General features: G+C 63.5%; 22 protein-coding genes. 11 read left to right on the forward strand and 11 right to left on the reverse strand.

Annotated elements, in window-relative coordinates; genetic code table 11:
• Positions 1-42: 42 nt before the first annotated feature.
• The 3 genes from RT697_RS06795 to RT697_RS06805 form a co-directional block, all read right to left on the reverse strand.
• Positions 43-2,745, reverse strand: a complete 2,703-nt coding sequence (locus RT697_RS06795) for an AAA domain-containing protein (protein WP_313697645.1) — start codon at positions 2,743-2,745, stop codon at positions 43-45.
• A 58-nt stretch (positions 2,746-2,803) separates the two neighbouring features.
• Entirely contained in the window at positions 2,804-3,424 is a 621-nt protein-coding gene (locus RT697_RS06800; protein WP_313697694.1) for an imm11 family protein, read from the reverse strand.
• Between the two features lie 139 nt (positions 3,425-3,563).
• The gene (locus RT697_RS06805; RefSeq protein ID WP_313697647.1) at positions 3,564-4,376 is read right to left on the reverse strand and encodes an SDR family NAD(P)-dependent oxidoreductase; all 813 of its coding nucleotides are present in this window, start codon (positions 4,374-4,376) and stop codon (positions 3,564-3,566) included.
• Positions 4,377-4,586: 210 nt separating this feature from the next.
• Here RT697_RS06805 and RT697_RS06810 point away from each other — a divergent pair, with 210 nt between their 5' ends.
• Positions 4,587-5,384, forward strand: a complete 798-nt coding sequence (locus RT697_RS06810) for an aminoglycoside adenylyltransferase family protein (protein ID WP_313697649.1) — start codon at positions 4,587-4,589, stop codon at positions 5,382-5,384.
• 145 nt (positions 5,385-5,529) lie between these two features.
• Here the strand turns inward: RT697_RS06810 and RT697_RS06815 are convergent, their stop codons facing one another.
• The 3 genes from RT697_RS06815 to guaB all read right to left on the reverse strand — a co-directional run bounded on the left by RT697_RS06815 (position 5,530) and on the right by guaB (position 10,394).
• Positions 5,530-6,666: a hypothetical protein gene (locus RT697_RS06815; protein ID WP_313697651.1), complete on the reverse strand. Its 1,137-nt coding sequence runs from the start codon at positions 6,664-6,666 to the stop codon at positions 5,530-5,532.
• A 574-nt stretch (positions 6,667-7,240) separates the two neighbouring features.
• Positions 7,241-8,833, reverse strand: a complete 1,593-nt coding sequence (gene guaA / locus RT697_RS06820) for a glutamine-hydrolyzing GMP synthase (RefSeq protein WP_105239307.1) — start codon at positions 8,831-8,833, stop codon at positions 7,241-7,243.
• Positions 8,834-8,933: 100 nt separating this feature from the next.
• Positions 8,934-10,394 carry an IMP dehydrogenase gene (gene guaB / locus RT697_RS06825; RefSeq protein WP_313697653.1) on the reverse strand — a complete coding sequence of 487 codons (1,461 nt, stop codon included), beginning with the start codon at positions 10,392-10,394 and terminating at the stop codon, positions 8,934-8,936.
• Positions 10,395-10,588: 194 nt separating this feature from the next.
• Between guaB and RT697_RS06830 the strand changes: the two genes are divergently transcribed.
• The 5 genes from RT697_RS06830 (at position 10,589) to RT697_RS06850 (ending at position 14,081) form a co-directional block, all read left to right on the forward strand.
• Positions 10,589-11,209: a DUF2239 family protein gene (locus RT697_RS06830; protein WP_313697655.1), complete on the forward strand. Its 621-nt coding sequence runs from the start codon at positions 10,589-10,591 to the stop codon at positions 11,207-11,209.
• A 62-nt stretch (positions 11,210-11,271) separates the two neighbouring features.
• Complete coding sequence (locus tag RT697_RS06835) at positions 11,272-12,645, forward strand: DUF308 domain-containing protein (protein WP_313697657.1); 1,374 nt, start codon at positions 11,272-11,274, stop codon at positions 12,643-12,645.
• A gap of 100 nt (positions 12,646-12,745) precedes the next feature.
• The gene (locus tag RT697_RS06840) at positions 12,746-12,955 is read left to right on the forward strand and encodes a hypothetical protein (protein WP_313697658.1); all 210 of its coding nucleotides are present in this window, start codon (positions 12,746-12,748) and stop codon (positions 12,953-12,955) included.
• Between the two features lie 124 nt (positions 12,956-13,079).
• Positions 13,080-13,457, forward strand: a complete 378-nt coding sequence (locus RT697_RS06845) for a DCC1-like thiol-disulfide oxidoreductase family protein (RefSeq protein ID WP_313697660.1) — start codon at positions 13,080-13,082, stop codon at positions 13,455-13,457.
• A 123-nt stretch (positions 13,458-13,580) separates the two neighbouring features.
• Positions 13,581-14,081, forward strand: a complete 501-nt coding sequence (locus RT697_RS06850; RefSeq protein WP_313697662.1) for a hypothetical protein — start codon at positions 13,581-13,583, stop codon at positions 14,079-14,081.
• On the opposite strand, the gene RT697_RS06855 is transcribed toward RT697_RS06850, so the two are convergent.
• The 3 genes from RT697_RS06855 to RT697_RS06865 all read right to left on the reverse strand — a co-directional run bounded on the left by RT697_RS06855 (position 14,071) and on the right by RT697_RS06865 (position 16,155).
• On the reverse strand, positions 14,071-14,472 hold the full coding sequence (locus tag RT697_RS06855; protein ID WP_313697664.1) for an Imm1 family immunity protein: 402 nt from the start codon (positions 14,470-14,472) through the stop codon (positions 14,071-14,073). The two genes, RT697_RS06850 and RT697_RS06855, sit on opposite strands and share 11 nt — an antisense overlap.
• A 133-nt stretch (positions 14,473-14,605) precedes the next feature.
• Entirely contained in the window at positions 14,606-15,703 is a 1,098-nt protein-coding gene (locus RT697_RS06860; RefSeq protein ID WP_313697666.1) for a PHB depolymerase family esterase, read from the reverse strand.
• Between the two features lie 29 nt (positions 15,704-15,732).
• The gene (locus tag RT697_RS06865) at positions 15,733-16,155 is read right to left on the reverse strand and encodes a CopG family transcriptional regulator (protein ID WP_313697668.1); all 423 of its coding nucleotides are present in this window, start codon (positions 16,153-16,155) and stop codon (positions 15,733-15,735) included.
• A 183-nt stretch (positions 16,156-16,338) separates the two neighbouring features.
• Here RT697_RS06865 and RT697_RS06870 point away from each other — a divergent pair, with 183 nt between their 5' ends.
• Positions 16,339-16,821, forward strand: coding sequence for a DUF4189 domain-containing protein (locus RT697_RS06870; RefSeq protein WP_313697669.1), 483 nt, complete (start codon positions 16,339-16,341; stop codon positions 16,819-16,821).
• A gap of 42 nt (positions 16,822-16,863) precedes the next feature.
• Positions 16,864-17,247 carry a hypothetical protein gene (locus tag RT697_RS06875; protein ID WP_313697671.1) on the forward strand — a complete coding sequence of 128 codons (384 nt, stop codon included), beginning with the start codon at positions 16,864-16,866 and terminating at the stop codon, positions 17,245-17,247.
• A 13-nt stretch (positions 17,248-17,260) separates the two neighbouring features.
• On the opposite strand, the gene RT697_RS06880 is transcribed toward RT697_RS06875, so the two are convergent.
• The gene (locus tag RT697_RS06880; RefSeq protein ID WP_313697673.1) at positions 17,261-18,172 is read right to left on the reverse strand and encodes a LysR family transcriptional regulator; all 912 of its coding nucleotides are present in this window, start codon (positions 18,170-18,172) and stop codon (positions 17,261-17,263) included.
• Positions 18,173-18,346: 174 nt separating this feature from the next.
• Here RT697_RS06880 and RT697_RS06885 point away from each other — a divergent pair, with 174 nt between their 5' ends.
• Both RT697_RS06885 and RT697_RS06890 read left to right on the forward strand, forming a co-directional pair.
• Positions 18,347-19,342 (forward strand): tripartite tricarboxylate transporter substrate binding protein, encoded by a 996-nt coding sequence (locus RT697_RS06885; protein WP_312439014.1) that lies wholly within the window; start codon positions 18,347-18,349, stop codon positions 19,340-19,342.
• A 57-nt stretch (positions 19,343-19,399) separates the two neighbouring features.
• Entirely contained in the window at positions 19,400-20,365 is a 966-nt protein-coding gene (locus RT697_RS06890; RefSeq protein WP_313697675.1) for a 2-hydroxyacid dehydrogenase, read from the forward strand.
• Between the two features lie 17 nt (positions 20,366-20,382).
• Here the strand turns inward: RT697_RS06890 and RT697_RS06895 are convergent, their stop codons facing one another.
• Entirely contained in the window at positions 20,383-20,646 is a 264-nt protein-coding gene (locus RT697_RS06895) for a hypothetical protein (RefSeq protein ID WP_313697696.1), read from the reverse strand.
• A gap of 165 nt (positions 20,647-20,811) precedes the next feature.
• Between RT697_RS06895 and RT697_RS06900 the strand changes: the two genes are divergently transcribed.
• Positions 20,812-21,105, forward strand: a complete 294-nt coding sequence (locus tag RT697_RS06900; protein WP_313697677.1) for a hypothetical protein — start codon at positions 20,812-20,814, stop codon at positions 21,103-21,105.
• The last annotated feature ends 8 nt before the right edge of the window (positions 21,106-21,113 follow it).

Genomic DNA, 21,113 nt, shown 5'->3' on the forward strand with positions numbered 1-21,113 from the left:
CAGACGGCCAGCCTGCCCCCGAGCCGGCTGCCCCACCCTGGCTTACGCAGCCTCGCGCATCGCCCAGGTCAAGAGAAACTGTCCAATCCGTTCTTCGATGCGGCTCTCCACCGTCTTGAGCCGGAGCACGGCGACGCCGCTTTTTTCCAGGATGCTGTCCTTCAAGGCATCCCGCTCCGATTGCTCGAGCGTGCCATGCGCGCCGCCATCGACTTCGATCACTCCCACGGGCGTCTTGCCCACCCTGAAATAGATCACGAAATCGCAGCTTGCGCCCTGTCCCATGAACTCGCGTTCGCGTGCCGTCAGGCCAGGATTGGACGTCGCCGCGACTTGATTGAGCGGGACCTGCGAATGGAACATCAGCGCTGCGCAGGAGGGTTCAGATAGCGCGTCGCGCAGCAACGCAGCCACGATGCGCTCGGATCTGTATTCGGAATCTTTCTGCCTCAACCGAGTAGCAAGCCGATCAAGCGACTTGTCATATTCGCTATACAGCAAGTCAAAGGCCGACACCACGGGCGCGCGCAGGATCTGCTTTTCGTCTGCGTAATACTCCATATAGCGGATCAATGCGGCAATCGGCCCATTTCCAGCCGTAAAGACGTCGTCTCCCGTCACCAACGTGAACCGCTGCTTGGCACGGGACACCGCCACATTGACCATGCGTGCGTCATCGACAAACTCGATCCGCTTTTCGTTCTCGCGCTTTTTATCGAGCACCGTGGAAAAGACGATCTCGTCGCATTCCCGCCCTTGAAACTTGTGCACGGTGTCACGCACAAAGTTGCTGGGCAGATGCGATCCGGACAAGACCACCTGTGCTCGGAACGGTGCAATGAACCCTCTTGCTCCATCCTGCCACGCGCCATCCAGGCTCGGCGCTTCCAGTGATGCCATCAGGGAATCCAGTTCGCGAAGATTGGTGTTTCCGCGCGAATGATTGCCCTTGGCGGTCACGACAAGCCTTAACGCGCCGTCGCTTGTGTCGCTGTTCATCGGGATGAGTTCGTTGCCGTAAAACTGCTGATTGCAGAACTGGATAATTCTGGAATGGCAGCGATAGTGCTCTTTCAGCAGCGTCCTGGGCAATGTCCCTTTGAACACGCCAATGCTGGAATTCAGTAGGCTGTGCTTTTCGCAATCGTACTCAGCCGCAGGCGCTGCTAACGCAACACCCGACGGGATATGCGCAAGCTGTTTGCTGTCGCCAACGATGACGGCGTTCTTCGCGCATCCCAGCGCCAGAATCCCCGGCACGATGTCTTGCTGGGAAGCCTCATCAATGATGACGTAGTCAAGCACCGCGCCCGACTCAATGGAATTGACGATCGAATGCGTGCTGCTGGTGAGGATCGGAAAGCGCTTGAGGAAAGCGTCGAAGTGGCGGCGGTACATGTCCGGTTCAAATGGCGCGGCGTCGTGCACGTGCTGATGAAGATGCGCTTTCAGATACGACATCGACCGCGTGGTCATGTCTTGCAGCAGCGCATTGAAGTTTCCGCCGGCCAATACGGCTTCGCAGGCAGCCAACTCCGCGTTCTTCTCGTCGAGCAAGCGGTCGTAATACCGCATCTGCAAAGCATGGACCGCTGCACGACGCCGCTCTCCATCCCCAAAGGCTTTGACGCGGAATATCTTGAAGTGCACAAACAGGTCAAGCCGATTCCTTAACCCGATGCGCCCGTCGCCAAGCTGCGTCAGATAGGCCATCAGATCCGCCATCTTCTGCGCAGACAGCTTGAGCCTACGCAGGGACTCACCGCCCTGGTTTGGGTTTTCCTCCTGCCATTGCCTCAGGTAACGCTGCTCGACCGACACTTCGTCGATTTCTGCCCTGAGCCTCGCCGCGGCGTTGTGTGCCGTGAGGAATTGCTTTAGCTGCGCCAGCGTCTTCTGCAGCGACTCCATGCTCGGCGGCAACGCTGGGTCGCCCGCCGGCACTGCAGGCTGGGCAGCAAAAAAATCCTCTCGGTTCTTTTTGCTGCCAAGGCAGGCCACCAGGTAGTCCAGTCCGCACTTACCGAGCTTTTCGTAGACGTTCCCCACAGCGGAATTGTTGTTGGACAGGATTGCTACCGTTTGGCCCCGCAACAGGATATTCGCGATGATATTGAGGATGGTCTGCGTCTTGCCCGTGCCTGGCGGTCCTTCGATCACGCTTACCTGCGCCTCAAACGCGCGATTCACTGCCGCCAACTGGCTTTCATTGACGCCAAACGGAAAAATCAGGTCGCCCGCAGCCTGTCGCTGCGCGTTCTGCCCCGTGCAGTAGGCATGCAACGCAGTGTCCGCGCGCGGCGGCAATCGGTCCAGCTGCCGGGTCACATTCGCCGCGACCATCTTCTGGTCCCCGGTTGCCGCGTCCTCGCGGCCATTCGCCACTGCAACGAAATACTGGAATACGTCCCCGTCCCGCGACGGCGCCTGTGGAGCAAGTTCGATGTCCGCAAGCTTGTCCACATAAATTCTGGAAGCGCCCGGATACTCGATGGCGACGTATTTTTCACCGTAGACCGTCGCCCTCTCGACGGGCTTGGCCACGGCGCTTCCCTTCTTCGTGCGCAACACGTCGTTCAGTTCACGGGTCGGCTCCACCCGGCAATCGCTGATGGGGCGGCTGAAGGACTTGCCCGAAGGAAACTGGCACGTCAGCACCAGCTTCTGGTGCTTGTCGCTCCAGTGGAGTGTCCAGTCGCGGATCTGCCGCGTTTTATCTTCACCAAGAACGAATACCGATGCCATAGCTTTGCTACCCGACACTCCAAGCCAACTGCTGATTTAACAACGCCGATCTGAATGATCAAAAATCCGCCGCGTCCCGCAGCCGCACGCCATCCAAATCCGCGGCACACAGCGCGTCATACATCACCCGGTCGACCACCGGGTCGATCGACATCAGCGTCTGGCGGAATATGTGCGCATTGCCGACGCGCTCGTCTCGAAATACGAGATTGGCGCCGCCCACGACGCTGTAATACAGCTCGTCTTCGCCGGTCAGGAAATTCCGGTCGTACTTTTTCTTGACCCGCGACGCGTCCACATCCAGCGCGTCGAGCGTGCGCATCACATTGCAAAAATAGTATTGCGGCCCCGGCGAGCCGTCGGCCTGCGTATAGTCGCAAGCGCTGAATACAAAGGCCTCAGGATCGACCGACTCGAAGACCTGCCTCAACGGCTCCGAGACGATCCAGATGCCGCACCACTGCTCGAATTGTCGAAGCGCCCCGCCTTTTTCCAGCACATGGACGATGTGCGGCCGTTCGCAATATTGTGAAGGATCGCCGTCGGGTGCTTCCATCGTGTACATGCCGGGCCGAATCAGCTTTTCCTCGTTGGCGATTACCAGGCCCGGGCCAATGCCATCGCGCCAAAGGCTTGCGCTAAGGACGAAGTATTTTCCCTTCTGCGATTCAAACGTCATCACGTGAGCATTCTCCGGGCAAGGCCTCGCGCGTCTGAACGGCCTGGCGTTGAAAGTCGGTAGCGGCATACCGGCCAGTCAGGCCGGCGTGCGATGGAACCAAAGGGTCACCATCGTAACGCCACCGAGCGCCACCGCGTTATTCAGATGGCCGGGTCTGCGTCAGCCCCGTGGGCGGCCCGTCGATCGCCGTCCAGCCCGCATCCACCGCCAGGCTGCTGCCCGAGATATAGCTCGCGGCATCCGACGCCAGAAACGCCACCGCAGCGCCCACCTCGGACGGCTGGCCCCAGCGGTTCAGCACAGTGTTGCCGGCGTAGGTGTTGTAGATGTCGGGACGTTCCTTCAGCGGCTCGGTCAGACGGGTCTCGATGATGCTCGGCATCACCGCATTGACGCGCACACCGTAACTGCCGACCTCAGCCGCGAACGCCTTGACCATCTGCTCGATGCCCGCTTTGGTGGCCGCATAGATCCCCAGCCCGGGCTCGATCGTCACAGCGCGCATCGACGAACACAGGATCAGGCTACCCGCGCCCTGCTTCATCATCGGCCGGCCGAAGTGGCGCATGAAATGAAACGCGCCGCGCAGGTTCAGATTGACTACCTGATCGAATTCGTCTTCCGTGTAATCGACGATCAGCTTGCGGATGTTCAGCGCCGGCGTCGCGACCGCAATGTCGATTTTCTTTTTCTCGTCCAGCACCTTGGCGGCCAACGCCGCGATGGATTCGCCGCTGGCCGCATCGGTCTGCATCCAGCCGGCCGCGCCGCCGCCATCAATGATCTGCTGCGCCGTGGTTTGCGCGCCGCCTTCGTCGCGGTCCGCGCACATCACATAAGCGCCCATCGCGCCCAGCGCGTGCGCCGACGCCTGACCGATACCGGACGCCGCGCCCAGCACGACGGCGATCTTGCCTTGAAGACTGAAAAGTTGGGGATAGTTGGTCATGAAACTTTGGGAAGGACTGTTATGGGAACGGACTGGCTAGTGGCGGCCGACGGACTGCTCTGGAGGGATACGGGTTCGTCGTTGCGGCCATCGGACTACCGAAGGATACGGATCGCTCGACGCGCTCGTCCGACAGCGCGAGATAGACACGGATCGCTCACCCAGGTCATCCCACTACCGAACGAGCGGACGCTTGGCTATTATCCTTGCATGACCCAAGCGCCGCCTATCGCAATCGCACCGCAGATCGATGACGCCAGACGCATCATCGAACGCCATCTCGGAACGCGCCTCATCGCCATCCATCTTTTCGGCTCCGCCATCGACGGCGGGCTGCAACCTCACAGCGATATCGACCTGCTCGTCACCGTGACCGAGCCGCCCGATGCGGCCACGCTGCGGGCCTTGGCGATGGACCTGCTGGCGGTCTCCGCGCCGCCCGGCCAGTCGCCAAGTTTGCGCGCACTTGAAGTCACCGTGATGACGCTTCAGCATGCCGTCCCTTGGCGCCACCCGGCCCGCCGAGAGCTTCAGTTTAGCGAATGGCTGCGCGAGGATTTGCTGGCTGGCATCGTGGAACCGCCCATGCTGGACCACGACCTCGCCATCGTGCTGACCAAGGTGTTGGGCCACAGCACCCCGGTCGTCGGTCCGCGCGCGGATCAGATCTTTGACGCCGTGCCGCGCCAAGATCTGACGCGCGCTCTGCTGGATACGGTCGCCCAATGGAACCAACCGGAGGACTGGGCGGACGACGAGCGAAACATCATCCTGGCGCTGGCGCGTATCTGGTACACCGCTGTGTCTGGGGAAATCGCGTCGAAGTCGGACGCGGCAACGTGGCTACAGGAGCGGATTGAACCTGTTTATCGACCGGTTCTCAACCACGCGCAGGCCATTTATCTTGGGCAGGCGCAGGACGATTTGGCGGAACGGCATGCGGCTGAAACCGAGGCGTTCATCCTTCACGCACGTCGAGTCATCGAGGGTCTTTGTCCCGGCCATTGATGGCGGAACGGGCGCATGAAGTGCATTGCATGGCATTTTGCAGGCCGCTGAGTGGCGACACGGTATGCCGCGTGCCCCCCACCAGCGCACTGCACGGATTGCCGAATCTGCGCATCAAGTCGCAGATTCGGCAATCGATTAGCCACTACTGCGGCGAACCGATCTGCAAAACCGAAGCGTCGCGCTGCATATAGCGGTTCATGATCTGCGTCAGAATCGGGTTGCCCGCATTCTCTGCTTTCGGAGCAGTCAGACTGACGACCGCCGCGCACAGCTTGCCAGCCTGGACGGTCCGACCCTTCACATCGGCCTGCACCGCATCGGCCATGCCCTGCTTCCACGCAGCGCCAACACCATCGACCGCCTGCTGGGCTGCGGCGCAATCGGCGTAGGACAGAGAAATCACAACGGCAGGCACATCCTTGACCTGCACGTCCGCAATGATGCCCGCAAAGTAAGGCGGAATGCCGCGCCCGCTGGACGCCGCGGCCGCTTGAAGCTTCTGCTTCGCGCTCTCCAGATCGCCGGGCGAACCCGACAACACCTTGGCCGGATCGACCCCTTGCAGACCAAATACGGGCGAGATGACAGCCGCCTGCACGATGCGGCCGCCATCCGAAGGCACCGCGTCCTTCAAGCCGGCCACAGCAGCACCGACAATCTCGCTGTCTGCAACGGACGGCGCGGGCTGAGACAGAACCTTCATTCCCGTCGCCCCCCCGGCCTGCACCAACGCTGCTTCAAGCGGCAAGACAAACGTCGGCATGCCCATCGTGCCCCGCCATGGCTGCTGCCCGGTGGCTTTGGTCATATCAGGCTTATTCGGTTCGCCGTTTGCCAACAGACCGGCCACCTCGCCATTTACCGGTTTGAACTCGGCCTGCTTCAGGCGATCAACAAACTTTGCAGCGGATTGTTTGTCCTTCAGCCCCCAGTAGGTGACATTGCTGGGCGACTGACCGAAGCCGGCGAAATAGGACAACTCATCGAAAGGGATATGCGCGTTGGCGGACCATTTGTCCAGCCCGAAGCCGATGGATTGAAGCGGAGGGATGGCCTGCGCGATGGACAACCGGCGCATGGCGTCGGCGGTGGGTCCATCTTTTTCAAGGCCACGCCACGCTTGCACGTCGAGGAAGGATATCTGTATCGCTTCAGGGGCGCTCAAGAGCACCTGCGGTACTTGCTTCAAGGCCTGCTGTAAGGTTTGAGTGCTGTCCGTTGCAGCCACCGACGTACCACTAACAGTCATCAAGCCAAGTGCAAGGGCCTTCCAACGCATCCGATATCTCCTGTGGGGTGTTACCTAAATGAGATCGGGCAGTATATCAATGGTCGGTCACCATTTAAGGAGTACGCGATGAGCGGCCTTGGCGTTCAACAGCGCCGCTGCGAATCGGATTATTCCTATTGGCATCCCTTTTCGCGGCCCTGTAGCCTCCCCGCCAACATCACGGTTATTTGAACGCGCCCCATGACTAACGATGAAGTCCTCATGATTGCCACGAACACCGTCTTGATCTTCATTGCCTCCTCAAGTGCCAGAAAGAGTGCGCTATCTTCCAAACCCAACGTAAGACGGACTGCGATCGGCTTTTTCCTGGTCTGCTTCGCTACGGTGTTTCTGACTGCGTGCTACGTACGGCTTCTCCCGTTCGACAGAAGCCTCCTGTCCGCCGCGGTAACGGCGCCCATATTCACCTTGGGTTTCTATGGTTGTGTCTGGGGATGGTCACGGAGCAAGAAATAACGCGACACCACTAAAGGCCGCCCGGCGCAAATGCCGAAAGCCCGCGTTTAAGCGGGCTTTCGGCGTAATGCTTACTGCTTGATGCCGGTCTGTGCCGGCCGCGGGTTTACTCCCACTCAATCGTGGCCGGCGGCTTGCTCGACACGTCGTAAACCACCCGATTGATCCCGCGCACTTCATTGATAATCCGCGACGAAACGCGAGCCAACAACGGATGCGGCAGCGGCGCCCAATCCGCAGTCATGAAGTCAAACGTCTGCACCGCACGCAGCGCCACGACATACTCATACGTACGCCCGTCACCCATAACCCCCACCGACTTGACCGGCAGGAACACGGCGAACGCCTGCGAGGTCAGCTCGTACCAGGTCAGGCCGCTGGCCTCGTCCTTGGTATTACGCAGCTCTTCAATAAAGATCGCATCGGCACGGCGCAACAGTTCAGCGTACTCATGCTTCACTTCGCCCAGAATCCGCACGCCCAGACCCGGACCCGGGAACGGGTGGCGATACACCATCTGCGGCGGCAGACCCAGCGCCACGCCCAGTTCGCGGACTTCGTCCTTGAACAGTTCGCGCAGCGGTTCCAGCAGTTGCAGGTTCAGCGTATCCGGCAGGCCGCCCACGTTGTGGTGCGACTTGATCGACGTGGCCTTGCCCGTCTTGGCGCCGGCAGATTCGATGACGTCGGGATAGATCGTGCCCTGGGCCAGCCACTTGGCGCTCTGCTGCTTGCCGGCCTGTTCCTGGAAGACTTCGACGAATTCGCGGCCGATGATCTTGCGCTTGGCTTCGGGGTCGGCGACGCCGGCCAGCTTGCCCATGAATTGTGCGGTAGCATCGACGTGAATGATCTTCACACCCATGTTTTCGGCGAAGGTCTGCATGACCTGCTTGCCTTCGTCCAGGCGCAGCAGGCCGTGGTCGACGAAGACGCAGGTGAGCTGGTCGCCGATGGCCTTGTGGATCAGTGCCGCGGCAACCGAGGAGTCCACGCCGCCGGACAGGCCCAGGATGACTTCGTCGGTGCCGACCTGCTCGCGGATGCGGGCGACGGCTTCAGAGACGTAGTCGGGCATGTTCCAGTCGCCCGTGCATTCGCAGATTTCGTTCACGAAGCGGGCCAGCATGGCCTTGCCCTGGACGGTGTGCGTGACTTCGGGGTGGAACTGGACGGCGTAGAAGCGGCGGTCTTCGTCGGCCATGCCGGCGATGGGGCAGGACGGCGTGGAGGCCATCAGCTTGAAGCCCGGGGGCAGCTCGGTGACCTTGTCGCCGTGGCTCATCCAGACCTTGAGCATGCCGTGGCCTTCGGGCGTGCTGAAGTCTTCCAGGCCTTCAAGCAGTTTGGTGTGGCCGTGGGCGCGGACTTCGGCGTAGCCGAATTCGCGGTGGTCGGAAAAGCTGACCACGCCGCCCAGTTGCTGCGCCATGGACTGCATGCCGTAGCAGATGCCCAGCACGGGAACGCCCAGCTCGAACACGGCGTGCGGCACGCGCATGGAGCCTTCTTCGTAGGCCGAAGCGTGGCTGCCGGACAGGATGATGCCCTTCAGACCCTGCGCCTGCTGTTCGCGCACGAAGGCGTCGTCGACGTCGCCAGGGTGGACTTCGGAATAGACGCCGGCTTCGCGGACGCGGCGGGCGATCAGCTGGGTGACTTGCGAACCGTAGTCGAGGATAAGAATGCGCTGGTGCATGGAGACTCTACCCGTTGGAAATAAAACCGCACCGGCAGACCCGCTGTTCTTTGCGGATCTGCCGGTGCGTGATGCATGACATTGTAGTTGACTGTGCGGATCAGTCGGCGCGGTAGTTGGGCGCTTCCTTGGTGATCTGCACGTCGTGCACGTGGGACTCGCGCACGCCCGCGGAGGTGATCTCCACGAACTCGGTCTTGGTGCGCATGTCGTCGATGGTGGCGGCGCCGCAGTAGCCCATGGAGGCGCGGATGCCGCCGACCAGTTGGTAAATGATGGCGAGCACGCTGCCCTTGTAGGGGACGCGGCCTTCGATGCCTTCAGGGACCAGCTTGTCGGCGTTGTTGGCCGGGTCCTGGAAGTAGCGGTCGGCCGAGCCTTCCGTCATGGCGCCCAGGCTGCCCATGCCGCGGTACGACTTGTACGACCGGCCTTGGAACAGCACGACTTCGCCGGGCGCTTCTTCGGTGCCGGCGAACATGCCGCCCATCATGCACGAGAACGCGCCGGCGGCCAGCGCCTTGGCTACGTCGCCCGAGTAGCGGATGCCGCCGTCGGCGATGAGCGGAACGCCCGTGCCTTCCAGCGCCTTGGCGACTTCGGAGATGGCGTGAATTTGCGGCACGCCGACGCCGGCCACGATACGCGTGGTGCAGATGGAGCCTGGGCCGATGCCGACCTTGACGCCGTCGGCGCCGTGTTCGACCAGCGCGCGCGCGGCGGCTGCGGTGGCGATGTTGCCGCCGATGACTTCAACCTTGGGGTAGTTCTGCTTGACCCAGCGCACGCCTTCGAGCACACCCTTGGAGTGGCCATGCGCGGTGTCGACGATGAGCACGTCGACGCCGGCCCCGACCAGCTTTTCGACACGTTCTTCGGTGTTGCCGCCCACGCCCACCGCCGCGCCAACGCGCAGCTGGCCTTGGGCGTCCTTGCTGGCCATCGGATGTTCGGTGTTCTTGACGATGTCCTTGACGGTGGCCAGGCCACGCAGTTCAAAGCCGTCGTTCACGATCAGCACGCGTTCCAGACGGTGCTTGTGCATCAGGGCCTGCGCTTCTTCGAGCGTGGCGCCTTCCTTCATGGTGACCAGGCGTTCCTGCGGCGTCATGATGTTGCGCAGGGGCTGATCCAGGTTTTCTTCGAAGCGCAGATCGCGGTTGGTGACGATGCCGACCAGCTTGCGGCCTTCGACGACCGGCAGGCCCGAGATGCCATGCTGGCGCTGCAACGCAATGGCGTCGCGCACTTTCATCTGGGGGGTGACGGTGACCGGATCGATCACGATGCCGAACTCGTGGCGCTTGACGCGAGCCACTTCACGCGCTTGGGCGTCGGCGGAGAGATTCTTGTGGATGATCCCGATGCCGCCTTCTTGCGCCATGGCGATGGCCAGACGCGATTCGGTGACGGTGTCCATGGCGGCGGACACGAGGGGGATGTTCAGGCTGATATTGCGAGTCAGGCGCGTGGCCAGGGAGGTGTCGCGCGGCAACACCTCGGAATACGCAGGCACCAACAACACATCGTCGAAGGTGAGCGCTTTTTGAACGAGACGCATGGGTAACTCCGGGCGCAAAGCAAGATTATACGCCGCCAGCATGATTTGACTAGGTGTTAACCATAGGTTGGGATGGATATTTATGACACTCGCTGACGACGTGGTTCACGCGCGTCGGATTTTTATCCGGATTTTATTGACAGAGATTTTTACGAGGACAATAATCCACCCCATCAATTTACCCGGATAAAAACATGACCTCCCCGTTTCCCGATTCCCACACCGCTTTCGAAGGCCACCGGATCCTGGCATCGGGCTCGCTCGCCGACGTGGCGCTGGCCGTCAAGCAGGCGCTGGACGCGCGCCGCAATGACGCAGTGCTTGTTTTCCACGACGTGACCGGCAAACAGGTCGACCTGGACTTGAGCGGCGATGATGCGCAGATCGTCGCCCGGCACACGCCGACGGACATTGCCACCCCCGCGATTGACGACGCCCAGACGACCAACGCGCAGCCGGATGACGCCCCGCGCGGCCGAGGCCGCCCGAAGCTGGGTGTTGTGCCGCGCGAAGTCACCCTGTTGCCTCGCCATTGGGATTGGCTGAGCGCCCAACCCGGCGGCGCGTCGGTGGCGCTGCGCAAGCTTGTGGAGCAAGCCCGCCGCGACAACGAGGCGCAGGATGCGCGGCGCCAACGCCAGGAGGCCGCCTACCGATTCATGTCGAGCCTGGCCGGCGACCTGCCGGGTTTCGAGGACGCGACGCGTGCGCTGTATGCCGATGAACGCGACGCCTACGCGCGGCACGTTGCGCAGTGGCCGGAGGATGTTCGCCACTACGCGCTGAATCTGGCGTGGCCGCCCGGCACGGATTGACGCGCGCGCCCGGCTGCTTTTATGTTCGTGTACGCGTTATCGACTTTGCAGGGGTTGCCGCCATGCCGCAGCTGGTCTTGCTTCTGTTGGGAGTCCCTTACCTGCGCCAGCGCTGGCGCGCGCTGGCCATCGCGGGCGCGGTGTTCCTCGCGGCCGGTATCGTCGTGTTCATCGATGCCCTGGACGGCGCCCCCTACTTTCCGCTCAACGCCTTTGCCGTCCTCTTCATCGTCGAAGGTCTGGGCACGCTGCTGATCGCTTCCAGCGGCGTCGGGGGCCAGCGCGTGCTGCGCTATGCGAAGGGACTGTTCGTCCTGATCGCCGGCGGACTGATTCTGGCGGGGCATCATCACGGACACTTTGTCCTGTCGATGATCTTTGGCGCGCTGTTCCTGGTGGATGGGTTGCTGCAGTGCATCGCGGGGTACGTCGTGCGCTACGAGCGCTGGCGCTACGCGTTCACCGGCGGCGTGGCGGAAATCCTGCTGGCGATCTTCTTCTTCCAGCCTTATCCCACGAATTACATCGGCACCGTGCCCTACTGCCTTGGGCTGTTTCTCGGCATTGCCGGCGCGAAGCTGCTATGGCTGGCGCGCCGCGTCCGGCATCTGGCTTCGAACCCCGCCTTTGCCGCCACGCAGTCGATGGGCTTTGCGCCGGCCGCGCCGGAACAGGCCGCGCCGCAAATCTGGGATGGCCCGCCCGCCGATTCCGAGCGCGCGCTGACCGTCCACGTCTGGACCCCATCGGGCTCGGCCAAGGCGCAGACCCGCAGCTATCCGCTGGTGGACCGCTACATCGCAGCGGTCGACGTCAACGGCGTCATCTCCACCGGCCACGCCGCGTTGGAATCGCCCGAGGGCGTCTACATCAGCCTGTACCCAAAAGAGGAAATCGACCGATCGCCCGACGACTTCGGCGCACTGCTTCGCGCCACGGCCGACAACGACATTCCGGGGGTCTATCAACCCGATTACGCGACCGAGTCGAATGCCTGGCGCCCGTCGAACGTACGCGTGCGGATCCGCAACTACGACGCGGACAAGTTGGCGGCCTTCTGGCAGGAATACCGCAAGAACGCCACCTACAACCTCACTCACCGCAACTGCTCGAGCACCGTATCGCGGGCGCTGGACGCCGCGCTGGATGGCGTCGTGGGACGCCTGCATGGCGGCGAGGCCGGCTGGCGGGTGCTGATCCGCCTATTGCTGACGCCTGAACTCTGGGTGGCCGCGCAAATCCGCAAGCGTGCCCTCACGATGGCCTGGACCCCCGGCCTGACTCTGGACTACGCCCGTGCCATGAGCATGCTGGCGGACCCGCGGCCATTCGGGTGGTGGAAGATGTCACAGCACGCGCTGCGCCGGATTGCCGAATTGCGCGCGGGATGGCGGTCGCAGGACCGGGAATCGCCGGCTCGTCGTCCGCGGACCTGAGCAGCGCGCACGCTGTTGCAATTGAAGCCTGGAGAATCGCGGAGCGCGGGCGTAACGTGAAAACGCGGCATATGCCGCGTTGCCTTTGCAGGTACGCACCATGACGCCCACGACTTCCCGCCCCGATCCCCATCCTGCGGTCCCGGCCGCCGCGCCCGACACGCATGCGCCGCCGCATGCGGACAAAGAGCGCGCAAAGTCCGATCACCAGCACGAAGAAGCCCGGCGCAAGGCGCTGGTCGGTTCCCAGCACAAGGAGAACACGCGCGCCGTGGCGGCGCCGCGCTATCACGGACATCGGGGCGGCTGAGGGCGCCATTTCCCGCGCTTGCCGGCCGCGCGCATTTCGACAGCGCGCTCGTCGGCACCGCGCTTGCGGACCGCCCGAACGGATTTTTGCGGTATGTTTCTGCAAACCCCGACGGATCCCGACGATGCAGTCCGACGAAAACTACCTTCTCTATGACGGCGATTGCCCCTTCTGCTCGAACTACGTGCGGATGATGCGGCTGCGCAAGGCCGCCGGGCCCATCGCCATGCTGAACATGCGCGACCATCCCGACCTGGCCGCGCACCATCGCGCGCAAGGCTATGACCTGAACCAAGGCATGCTGTTGCACCTGGACGGCCGCGACTACTGGGGCGCGGACGCCATCCACCGGCTGGCCTTGCTCAGCACGGGCAGCGATGTATTCAACCGCCTGAACGCCACCGTCTTCAGCAACGCGTGCCTGTCCAAGGCGCTCTATCCCTTCATGCGCACAGGCCGCAGTCTGACGCTGACGTTGCTGGGCAAGAAAAAAATGCCTTGATGCGCTTGCGGCGCGATTCCCGCACAATGCGGGCGGCCAGGCCCACGCCTGCGGAACGCACACCCGCAAGCGGCACGCCGGCCGTCCCCAGCCTTTTCACCCAAACAGCCCGGAACTGACCTGATGATCTACGTCTTTGGCGCCCTGCTTCTCGCGTTTACGTTGGCCGCTGTCATTTACCGCCGCATGCAGCGCAGGCCCGAGGACTCCGGCCGCGTCATGTCGCGCGACATGCTGGCCGGCGCTGCGATCTTCGCATTCATGGGACCGGCCGTCGCCATTGTGCTTATCGCCGTGACCATGTCCATCGGCGCCAAGGATCCGGAACTGCTCCTGTTCGGTCTCTATGGGCTGCCGTGGGCGTATCTGTTTGGCGGCTTGCCGGCGCTCTTCTGCGGGATGACGGCGGGCGCGCTCAAGCCGGTGGCGCCGTCCTGGCTGGCCGTCCTGCGCATGGGGGTCATTGGCGCGGCGTATGCCTTTGTCTTCTTGCTGACGTTCGGCACGCGCGACAGGTCGTTGGCAGCGCTGGGATTTCCGCTGTTCATGGGCGCCCTGCCCGCCGCAGTCGCCGGTCTGCTGTGCGCGCGGGTGTTCTACGGCAAGCCGGTGGCTATTCGCTAGCCCAGTTCAAATCCGGCGACGCCTCGCCATGCGCGTGAAAGTACAACAGCGCGGAAGCCGCCTTGGAACGGTCCACGCACTGGAACTGCGGATAACTGCCTGATTGGCCGCCGGCCACCAGATCCTGGTCGTGATCCTCGGATTTGGCGGGGTCGATCAGCGTGTGTATCCGCGTATCGCCGCCGCTAGAGATGAACACGACATAGGCGCCATCGCCGCCGCCGATCGACAGCACCGTGTCGTCGTCAATCACGAAGGCGGTCGAGCTGAAGACCGCGCCATCCAGCCTGTCCAGGGCGGCGAGCAGGTCGCCGTCGGTGGGGGTTTCATGTGCGCGCGTCAGCACCTCTTCGCCATGACGCATGTCTTCGATGATTTTGACGATCTTCACAGTGCTCCAGTCGCCGGTTGACGGCGCGTTCAGGGTGATTGCATGCAACGTGGTCCCATGCAAAGGGGGATAACGGTCGATACTACATCGGCCGTTATCCATGCCGCCATGTCCGCGCTTGAACGTTAACGAATCACTGAGCGCGCGAGGTGCGCGCGAAGAAGAATCGCAGCATCTCGGCCGTCGCATCCGGACCGGACCGATCCGTGTAGGACCCTTGATCCGATCCGCCTGCCCAGGCATGGCCGGCGCCGTGGACATCCCAGCGTTCGGCGACGATGTTGCCCGCGGCATCGCGGTACAGATGCCGGGTGCTGTCGCGCTTGCTGCCCGGGCCTGCCACCCGAAAGGTTTCGACGCGCGCGCCGGGCCCCACGCTGGCCGCGATCACGTTGTCGGCATTGGCAGGATTGACGGTAGCGTCGCGGTCGCCGTGGAACACGATGACCGGCACGCCGTTGCCGGCCGGTGCGGCGGGTTTCAGGCCCACGCCCTTCATGGCGGACAGCGCCGACGGCAGATCCGTCGCCGCGCCGGCAGCCAGCCCCGAATGCACACCTGCCGCGGCATACAACTCGGGATAGGCACCGGCCAGAATCGCCGCCATGGCCCCGCCCGCCGACAGGCCCGCGACATACACGCGCGTGGGATCAATGTTGTGGGCAGCGATCACTTCGCGCGTCATGCCGGCCAGAATGGACGGCTCGCCCCGGCCTTGCTGCTGGTGATTGTGCTTGAACCAGTTCCAGCACTTCTGCGGATTGGCGTCGCGCGATTGCACGGGATACAGCACATGAAAGCCCTGCTCGCGCGCGGCCGCATTCATGGCGGTGCCCGCTGCGAAATCGTCGGCGTCCTGCGTGCAGCCGTGCAGCATGACCACCAGCGGACGCGGCGCGCCATCCGGGTTTGGCGGCACATACAGCTTGTAGGCGCGTTGTCCGGACGAATTACGGAATGATCCCGCCGTGAACGTATCGCCCGCGGCGGCAGGCTTCTGCGCCGGCTGAGCGGCGTCGCCGGAAACGTGAGGCGCCGCGCCGGAGGCCCGGGCGGAATCCGGAACTTCCCAGGCTTCGACGTCGATGACATCGGCATCGTCCTGCCGGGCCGGCGCGGGCGCCAAACCGTTTCGCAGGGCGGTCTGAATGGCGGCGGTAGCTGCCGTCAGATCGCCGGCCTGGGTGAGCTGGGTAGCCCGGTGCATGAGGTGCTGGAAATCAGAGAGCATGAGGGTGACCTTTGGCTGCGCCGCAAGGGTCAGCGGATGCGCTGACGCAGGGCGGCTTTGACGGCGGGGCTGGCATGTAGCGCCCCCAGTACCGTCAGGGATTCGATGGTGGCGAGCGCGAGCTCGGGCGAGACATCAGCGGCGATGGTTGCCAGACCCAGCACCCGGATCTGAAGCATTTCGCCCGCGGCCTGAACCGCAAGCAGATCCTGGGCGGTGTAGTGCTGGATGCCGAGCACCAGCGTTTTGCGGCTGACGGCCTGGCGCACGGCGTCGCCATGGGTGGCAAGTTGGTTGCGAATGGCCGTGCGGATCAGATCCGTGCGGTTGGCGTAGAACCCTTCCTGGACGAGCAAATCAATCTGACCCAGGTCGACGTAACCCAGATTGATTGTGATTTTTTCGTCTGCAGGCTTGGGCGTGGAGGCGAGTTGAGAGGTGCGAGGCGGCATGGAACGAATCATAGACCATCCACTTGGATGGTCTATGGATGTTTCAACTTGATAGATCTGTCTGGCGGGGTGCTCGTCCTACGGTGCTTGTCCCGCGGTGCTGGTCTTGGCGTGCCGGTCTTATTGAGGCTGGTAAGCCAGGCGCCGCTCCGCTACTGTCGACACCAATCCCAGGGGATTTCTATGGCGCCACGCCTTGCATTGGGCTTGCTCGTGTCAATTGCCGGCACCGCGGCGGCCAGCGCCCAGCCGGCGCCGTCCGACCTGTACGGCGCGCTGATCGTCTCTTCGACCTATCGTTATTACGCCTCGATCCTGTACGGCACCGACACCGCGGCCCGCCGCAGCGCGCTCGCCGCTTGCCAGGAAGACGAGCCCCGGGCGGCCTGCACGGTGTACGCCAGCTTCAGAAACCAATGCGTGGCAGTGGCCGCGAACGGCGCGCAACACATCGTCGCCATCGGCGAGAAAACATGGGACCGACAGCGGACCGGGGATTACAGTCTGCGGTCATGCCGCGACCAGACGGGTTCCGCGTGCAGATTGGTGCTAAGCGCGTGCTCGACCCAGGCGCAACAACTGGAGGACCAGAGCGCCCGCGCGGGCCTGGACGGGGTGAAAAGGCCGGATTTCCAGACCCATCACGCCACCCCGCTTGTCCGATGAACTACAGTCTGTCGGGCAACGTTCACCCGAAAGGAAAGCATCATGGAAAATCCGTTTGGCGATTCCGACGAGCCGTCTGGCTCGCACCGGCAATATCTGGTCCTGATCGCCGCGTCCAAAGACAATGCCGCGCTCGCGCAGAAAATCCTGGAAAACATCAAGACCCACGTTGACGAGCGCGCAGCACCCTTGTGGATCGACGCAAAGGGAATCGGCGTGCTGGTGACGACGGAACTGGTCGCTTCCGAGATCTGGCGCGAGATGTTCCAGAAGGCGCCGGGGCAGGATTACGGCGACACGCGCAACCTGCTCATTGTGGAAATCGGCAAGGACTGGGCCGCCCGCCGGGACGACAAGATCGAACACTGGTTGGCCAGCCACGTCGGCGCGCCGTTGTCCGCGCCGAACCGCCCGAAACGCCGCTAGATAGAAGGCTCGCTCACGCCTGTCCGGCGCCGCCGGCAGTTTCCGGGCTGTTCCGCTTGGCCACGCGCTGCAGAAACGCATCCAGCGCCGGGTTGTCGTGCTGCGCGTGCCAGGCGAGGTACATGTCCGCATAGAGATCGCGCTGGCCGATCGGCCGGAACACGACACCTTCAAAACGCAGCTCGCGCGCGGAATCCGGCACGAGGCCCACGCCCAGCCCGGCCCGCACCAACGCCAGCAACGTGTGCGTCTGCCCGGCACGCTGCACATACTGCGGCTGCACGTCCACCAGCCCGAAAGCGCCCACGATACGGTCGTAGAAATACTTGCCTTCCCGGGGCGAATACAGCACAAACGGCTGCCCCTGCAGCAACCGCAGCGGCACGATGGCGTGCTCGCACAACGGCGAGTCGGCGGGCAGCGCCAGCACCAGCGGCTCACGCTCAAGCAGGCGCGACTCGATGCCTGCCTGCTGCGGCACGCTGCGCGCCAGGATGGCGTCCAGCTCATGGGCCAGCAGCAGTCGGCTGAGCTCGGTCGTCACGGTTTCGCGCAACTGGATCTCCACGCCCGGCAGCAGCTTGCGCGCCTGCACGATAAGCGACGGCATCAGGCGATACGAGGCCACCGCTGTGAAGCCCAATCGGATGTGGCCGGCTTCGCCGCCGGACGTGCGGCGCGCGGTAGCCGCGGCCTGCGCCGAAAACTCCAACAGGTGGCGCGCGTCCCGCAGGAAGCGCCGGCCGGCGGCGCTGAGCACCACCTGACGGCTGTTGCGCTCGAACAGGGTTACGCCCAGGTCCTGCTCCAGCAACTGGATCTGGCGCGACAGCGGCGGTTGCGTCATGCAAAGGCGCTCCGCGGCGCGGCCGAAGTGCAATTCCTCGGCAACGGCGATGAAGCACTCGAGCTGGCGAAATTCCATCGATTCAATCCTTGAATTGATTGATGCTATTTATAGCTCGAACGGCTATCCATGGACAGGCGTCCCTATACTCGGCGACAGGGTCGGATTCCGGCCCGCGAAGCATCAGGAGCCTTACCCGCAGCACCATTTTTTGCGGCCCCGCCGCCATCAACGCCATAAAAGAGAAAATCCATGGAGACAAAGAACACCGCCCGGATCCGCGTCCGGCTCCTCGCCGCGGCGCTGGCCCTGGCCGCCACCGCTGCCGTGCCGCACGCGGCCAGCGCCGCAGGCTATCCGGAACGCCCGATCAATCTCATCGTCCCCTTCTCGCCTGGCGGCGGCACCGATATCTCGGCGCGCCTGCTGGCCGCGGCCCTGGGTGAAAAGTTCTCGTCGTCGGTCGTGGTGGACAACCGCCCGGGCGCCGGCGGCCAGATCGCCGCCGACCTCGTGGCCCGTTCGCAGCCCGATGGCTACACGCTGCTGTTCGCGAACTCGGGCATGCTGGCGATCAACCCGTGGATCTACAAGCTGCATTCCGACCCGGTCAAGGCGTTCGCGCCCGTGTCGCTGTTCTCGGACCTGCCGTTCGTGCTGGTGGTGCCCGCCAGCCTGCCGGCCAAGAACGTGGCGGAACTGGTCACGCTGACCAAGTCCCAGCCCGGCAAGCACACCTTCGCCAGCTCGGGCACGGGCGGCGCGCCCCACCTGTCCGGCGAGATCTTCCAGGAGGCCACCGGCGTGGATCTGGTGCACGTGCCCTACAAGGGCGGCGGCCCCGCGATGACCGACCTGATGGCCGGCCGCGTCGACATGCTGTTTGCGTCCGTCCTGGAGACCATGCCCTACGTCACGGCCGGCAAGCTGCGCGCGCTGGCGGTGACGGGGTCCACACGCTCACCCGCCATGCCGGACGTCCCAACCATCGACGAAGCCGGCGTGAAGAATGCGCAGAGCGGCTCGTGGACGGCGGTGCTGGCCCCTGCTGGTACGCCGCAGGCCGTGATCGACAAGCTGTCCGAGGCGATCCGCGCCGTGGCTGCCGATCCCGCCGTCAAGGCCAAACTTGAATCGCAGGGCGCCGTGGCTCACGGCTCGACGCCTAAGGAGCTGCAGGATCTGGCCGCTAGCGAGCGCGAACGTTATGGGCAGATAATCAAGTCCCGCAACATCCAGACCAACTGATTCCGGTCCCGGCCCGCCTCGGCGGGCCTTTCCTTCTTACCTAGACAAGCCGTATCCATGACTGCATCCCTTCCCGCTTCCGCCGCCGATCTGCTGATGGTCGGTGCCCTGCTGCCTGAACTGGTGGCCGATCTGGAATCGCGCTACCGCGTTCATCGCCTCTGGGAGGCGCAGGACCCGGCGGCGCTGCTGCGCGAACATGGTGCCGCCATCCGCGGCATCGCCACCAGTGGCCGCTTCGGCGCGACAAAGGAATTGATCGACGCCCTGCCCGCCCTGGAAGGCATCTTCAGTTTTGGCGTGGGATACGACACCATCGACATCGCGGCGGCCAAGGCGCGCAACGTCGTGGTCACCAACACGCCGGGCGTGCTGGACGCCTGCGTCGCCGATACGGCATTGGCGCTGATGCTGGCCGTCTCGCGCCGCATCGCCGAAGCCGACCGCTTCGTGCGCGCCGGCCGCTGGCCCACCGAAGGATTCGGCCTGGGTTCGCGCATGACCGGCAAGCGCTGCGGCATCGTCGGCCTGGGCAACATCGGCCTGCAGATTGCCCGCCGCGCGCAGGCCTTCGACATGGAGATCCTGTACACCAACCGCAAGCCGCGTCCCGACGCGCCCGAGGGCTACCGCTATTGCCCGGACATCGTCCAATTGGCCGCGCAAAGCGACTTTCTGGTGCTGGCCGTCCCGGGCGGCGGCGCGACGCGCCACATGGTGAACGCGCAGGTGCTGGATGCGCTGGGCGCCGAAGGCTGGCTGATCAATATCGCGCGCGGCACGGTCGTCGATGAAGCCGCGCTGGTGGCGGCGCTGCAGAACAAGCGAATTGCCGGCGCCGGCCTGGACGTGTTCGAGCACGAACCCGCCACGCCCCCCGAACTGAACGCCATGGACAACGTGGTGATGCTGCCGCACATCGCCAGCGGCACCCACGAAACGCGCCGCGCGATGGCGGACCTGATGCGGGCGAATTTGGATTCGTGGTTCCGTGAGGGCCAGGTGCATACGCGCGTGGTGTAAGGCGCGACGGCCGACTTTCAGGCGGCCTCAACCTCCGGCGGATCGATCGTCTGTTGCAGGACGGGCATGGTGCGATCACAGCGCGTCCAACCCGACGCGACGTTGCGCCGGTCGTGCAGGTAATCCCAGTTGGCGCCGCAATCGCCACAAGTGAATGCCTCGTGCGTGACGCCGCGTTGCGCCAGCGGCAACGACCGGACATAGCCCAGGCTGATCAGGTTTTCATGCCCGGGCGCGCCCGCCTGATCCGCGGTGATGGCCGCGCATTGGCCGCACAGCATTATTTCCACTCCCTTTCATTTTGCTTTCAGGGAATGGTACGGACGAACGCGCGCGCAAGGCTCAACAATTCTCACATTCGGTATTGCAGCGTTACCCGTGAAAACACCGACACCTACCGGCAATCCGCGCGGACTATACTGGATAAATAAACAGTATTTTCCGCCATGCCGTTCAAAACCCCCCTCTCCCACACCGACCTGCGTTTCATCCGCGAGCGTCAGCCCTGGAACCCCGATGTGATCGCCCTGCTCTGGGAGGTCAAGCGGCTGCGTTCCATCCTGCTGCGCGCCTACCAGCTATCCGGCGACTTCAAGCGCCCGGCCGGAATCACCGGCGAGCTTTACGACGACTTCATGCGCGACCTGCAACACGAACCATGCGTGCTGGAGCGCGACGACATGAAGGATGCGCTGATGGAACCCGCCAACCGATTGCGCAAGGGGATGGCGCCTAGATAGCGCTGGAG

It is taken from the genome of Achromobacter sp. (assembly GCF_032113835.1).
Classification (GTDB): domain Bacteria; phylum Pseudomonadota; class Gammaproteobacteria; order Burkholderiales; family Burkholderiaceae_B; genus Achromobacter.

What these genes read in the sequence shown, in the direction of transcription:
- RT697_RS06805 (WP_313697647.1), bottom strand. Translation starts at nt 4,376, where the DNA reads ATGACCAACTATCCCCAACTTTTCAGTCTTCAAGGCAAGATCGCCGTC.
- RT697_RS06870 (WP_313697669.1), top strand. Translation starts at nt 16,339, where the DNA reads ATGGCGCCACGCCTTGCATTGGGCTTGCTCGTGTCAATTGCCGGCACC.
- RT697_RS06815 (WP_313697651.1), bottom strand. Translation starts at nt 6,666, where the DNA reads ATGCGTTGGAAGGCCCTTGCACTTGGCTTGATGACTGTTAGTGGTACG.
- RT697_RS06810 (WP_313697649.1), top strand. Translation starts at nt 4,587, where the DNA reads ATGACCCAAGCGCCGCCTATCGCAATCGCACCGCAGATCGATGACGCC.
- RT697_RS06800 (WP_313697694.1), bottom strand. Translation starts at nt 3,424, where the DNA reads ATGACGTTTGAATCGCAGAAGGGAAAATACTTCGTCCTTAGCGCAAGC.
- RT697_RS06875 (WP_313697671.1), top strand. Translation starts at nt 16,864, where the DNA reads ATGGAAAATCCGTTTGGCGATTCCGACGAGCCGTCTGGCTCGCACCGG.
- guaB (WP_313697653.1), bottom strand. Translation starts at nt 10,394, where the DNA reads ATGCGTCTCGTTCAAAAAGCGCTCACCTTCGACGATGTGTTGTTGGTG.
- RT697_RS06885 (WP_312439014.1), top strand. Translation starts at nt 18,347, where the DNA reads ATGGAGACAAAGAACACCGCCCGGATCCGCGTCCGGCTCCTCGCCGCG.
- RT697_RS06865 (WP_313697668.1), bottom strand. Translation starts at nt 16,155, where the DNA reads ATGCCGCCTCGCACCTCTCAACTCGCCTCCACGCCCAAGCCTGCAGAC.
- RT697_RS06850 (WP_313697662.1), top strand. Translation starts at nt 13,581, where the DNA reads ATGATCTACGTCTTTGGCGCCCTGCTTCTCGCGTTTACGTTGGCCGCT.
- RT697_RS06845 (WP_313697660.1), top strand. Translation starts at nt 13,080, where the DNA reads ATGCAGTCCGACGAAAACTACCTTCTCTATGACGGCGATTGCCCCTTC.
- RT697_RS06890 (WP_313697675.1), top strand. Translation starts at nt 19,400, where the DNA reads ATGACTGCATCCCTTCCCGCTTCCGCCGCCGATCTGCTGATGGTCGGT.
- RT697_RS06895 (WP_313697696.1), bottom strand. Translation starts at nt 20,646, where the DNA reads ATGCTGTGCGGCCAATGCGCGGCCATCACCGCGGATCAGGCGGGCGCG.
- RT697_RS06840 (WP_313697658.1), top strand. Translation starts at nt 12,746, where the DNA reads ATGACGCCCACGACTTCCCGCCCCGATCCCCATCCTGCGGTCCCGGCC.
- RT697_RS06900 (WP_313697677.1), top strand. Translation starts at nt 20,812, where the DNA reads ATGCCGTTCAAAACCCCCCTCTCCCACACCGACCTGCGTTTCATCCGC.
- RT697_RS06860 (WP_313697666.1), bottom strand. Translation starts at nt 15,703, where the DNA reads ATGCTCTCTGATTTCCAGCACCTCATGCACCGGGCTACCCAGCTCACC.
- RT697_RS06835 (WP_313697657.1), top strand. Translation starts at nt 11,272, where the DNA reads ATGCCGCAGCTGGTCTTGCTTCTGTTGGGAGTCCCTTACCTGCGCCAG.
- guaA (WP_105239307.1), bottom strand. Translation starts at nt 8,833, where the DNA reads ATGCACCAGCGCATTCTTATCCTCGACTACGGTTCGCAAGTCACCCAG.
- RT697_RS06880 (WP_313697673.1), bottom strand. Translation starts at nt 18,172, where the DNA reads ATGGAATTTCGCCAGCTCGAGTGCTTCATCGCCGTTGCCGAGGAATTG.
- RT697_RS06830 (WP_313697655.1), top strand. Translation starts at nt 10,589, where the DNA reads ATGACCTCCCCGTTTCCCGATTCCCACACCGCTTTCGAAGGCCACCGG.
- RT697_RS06795 (WP_313697645.1), bottom strand. Translation starts at nt 2,745, where the DNA reads ATGGCATCGGTATTCGTTCTTGGTGAAGATAAAACGCGGCAGATCCGC.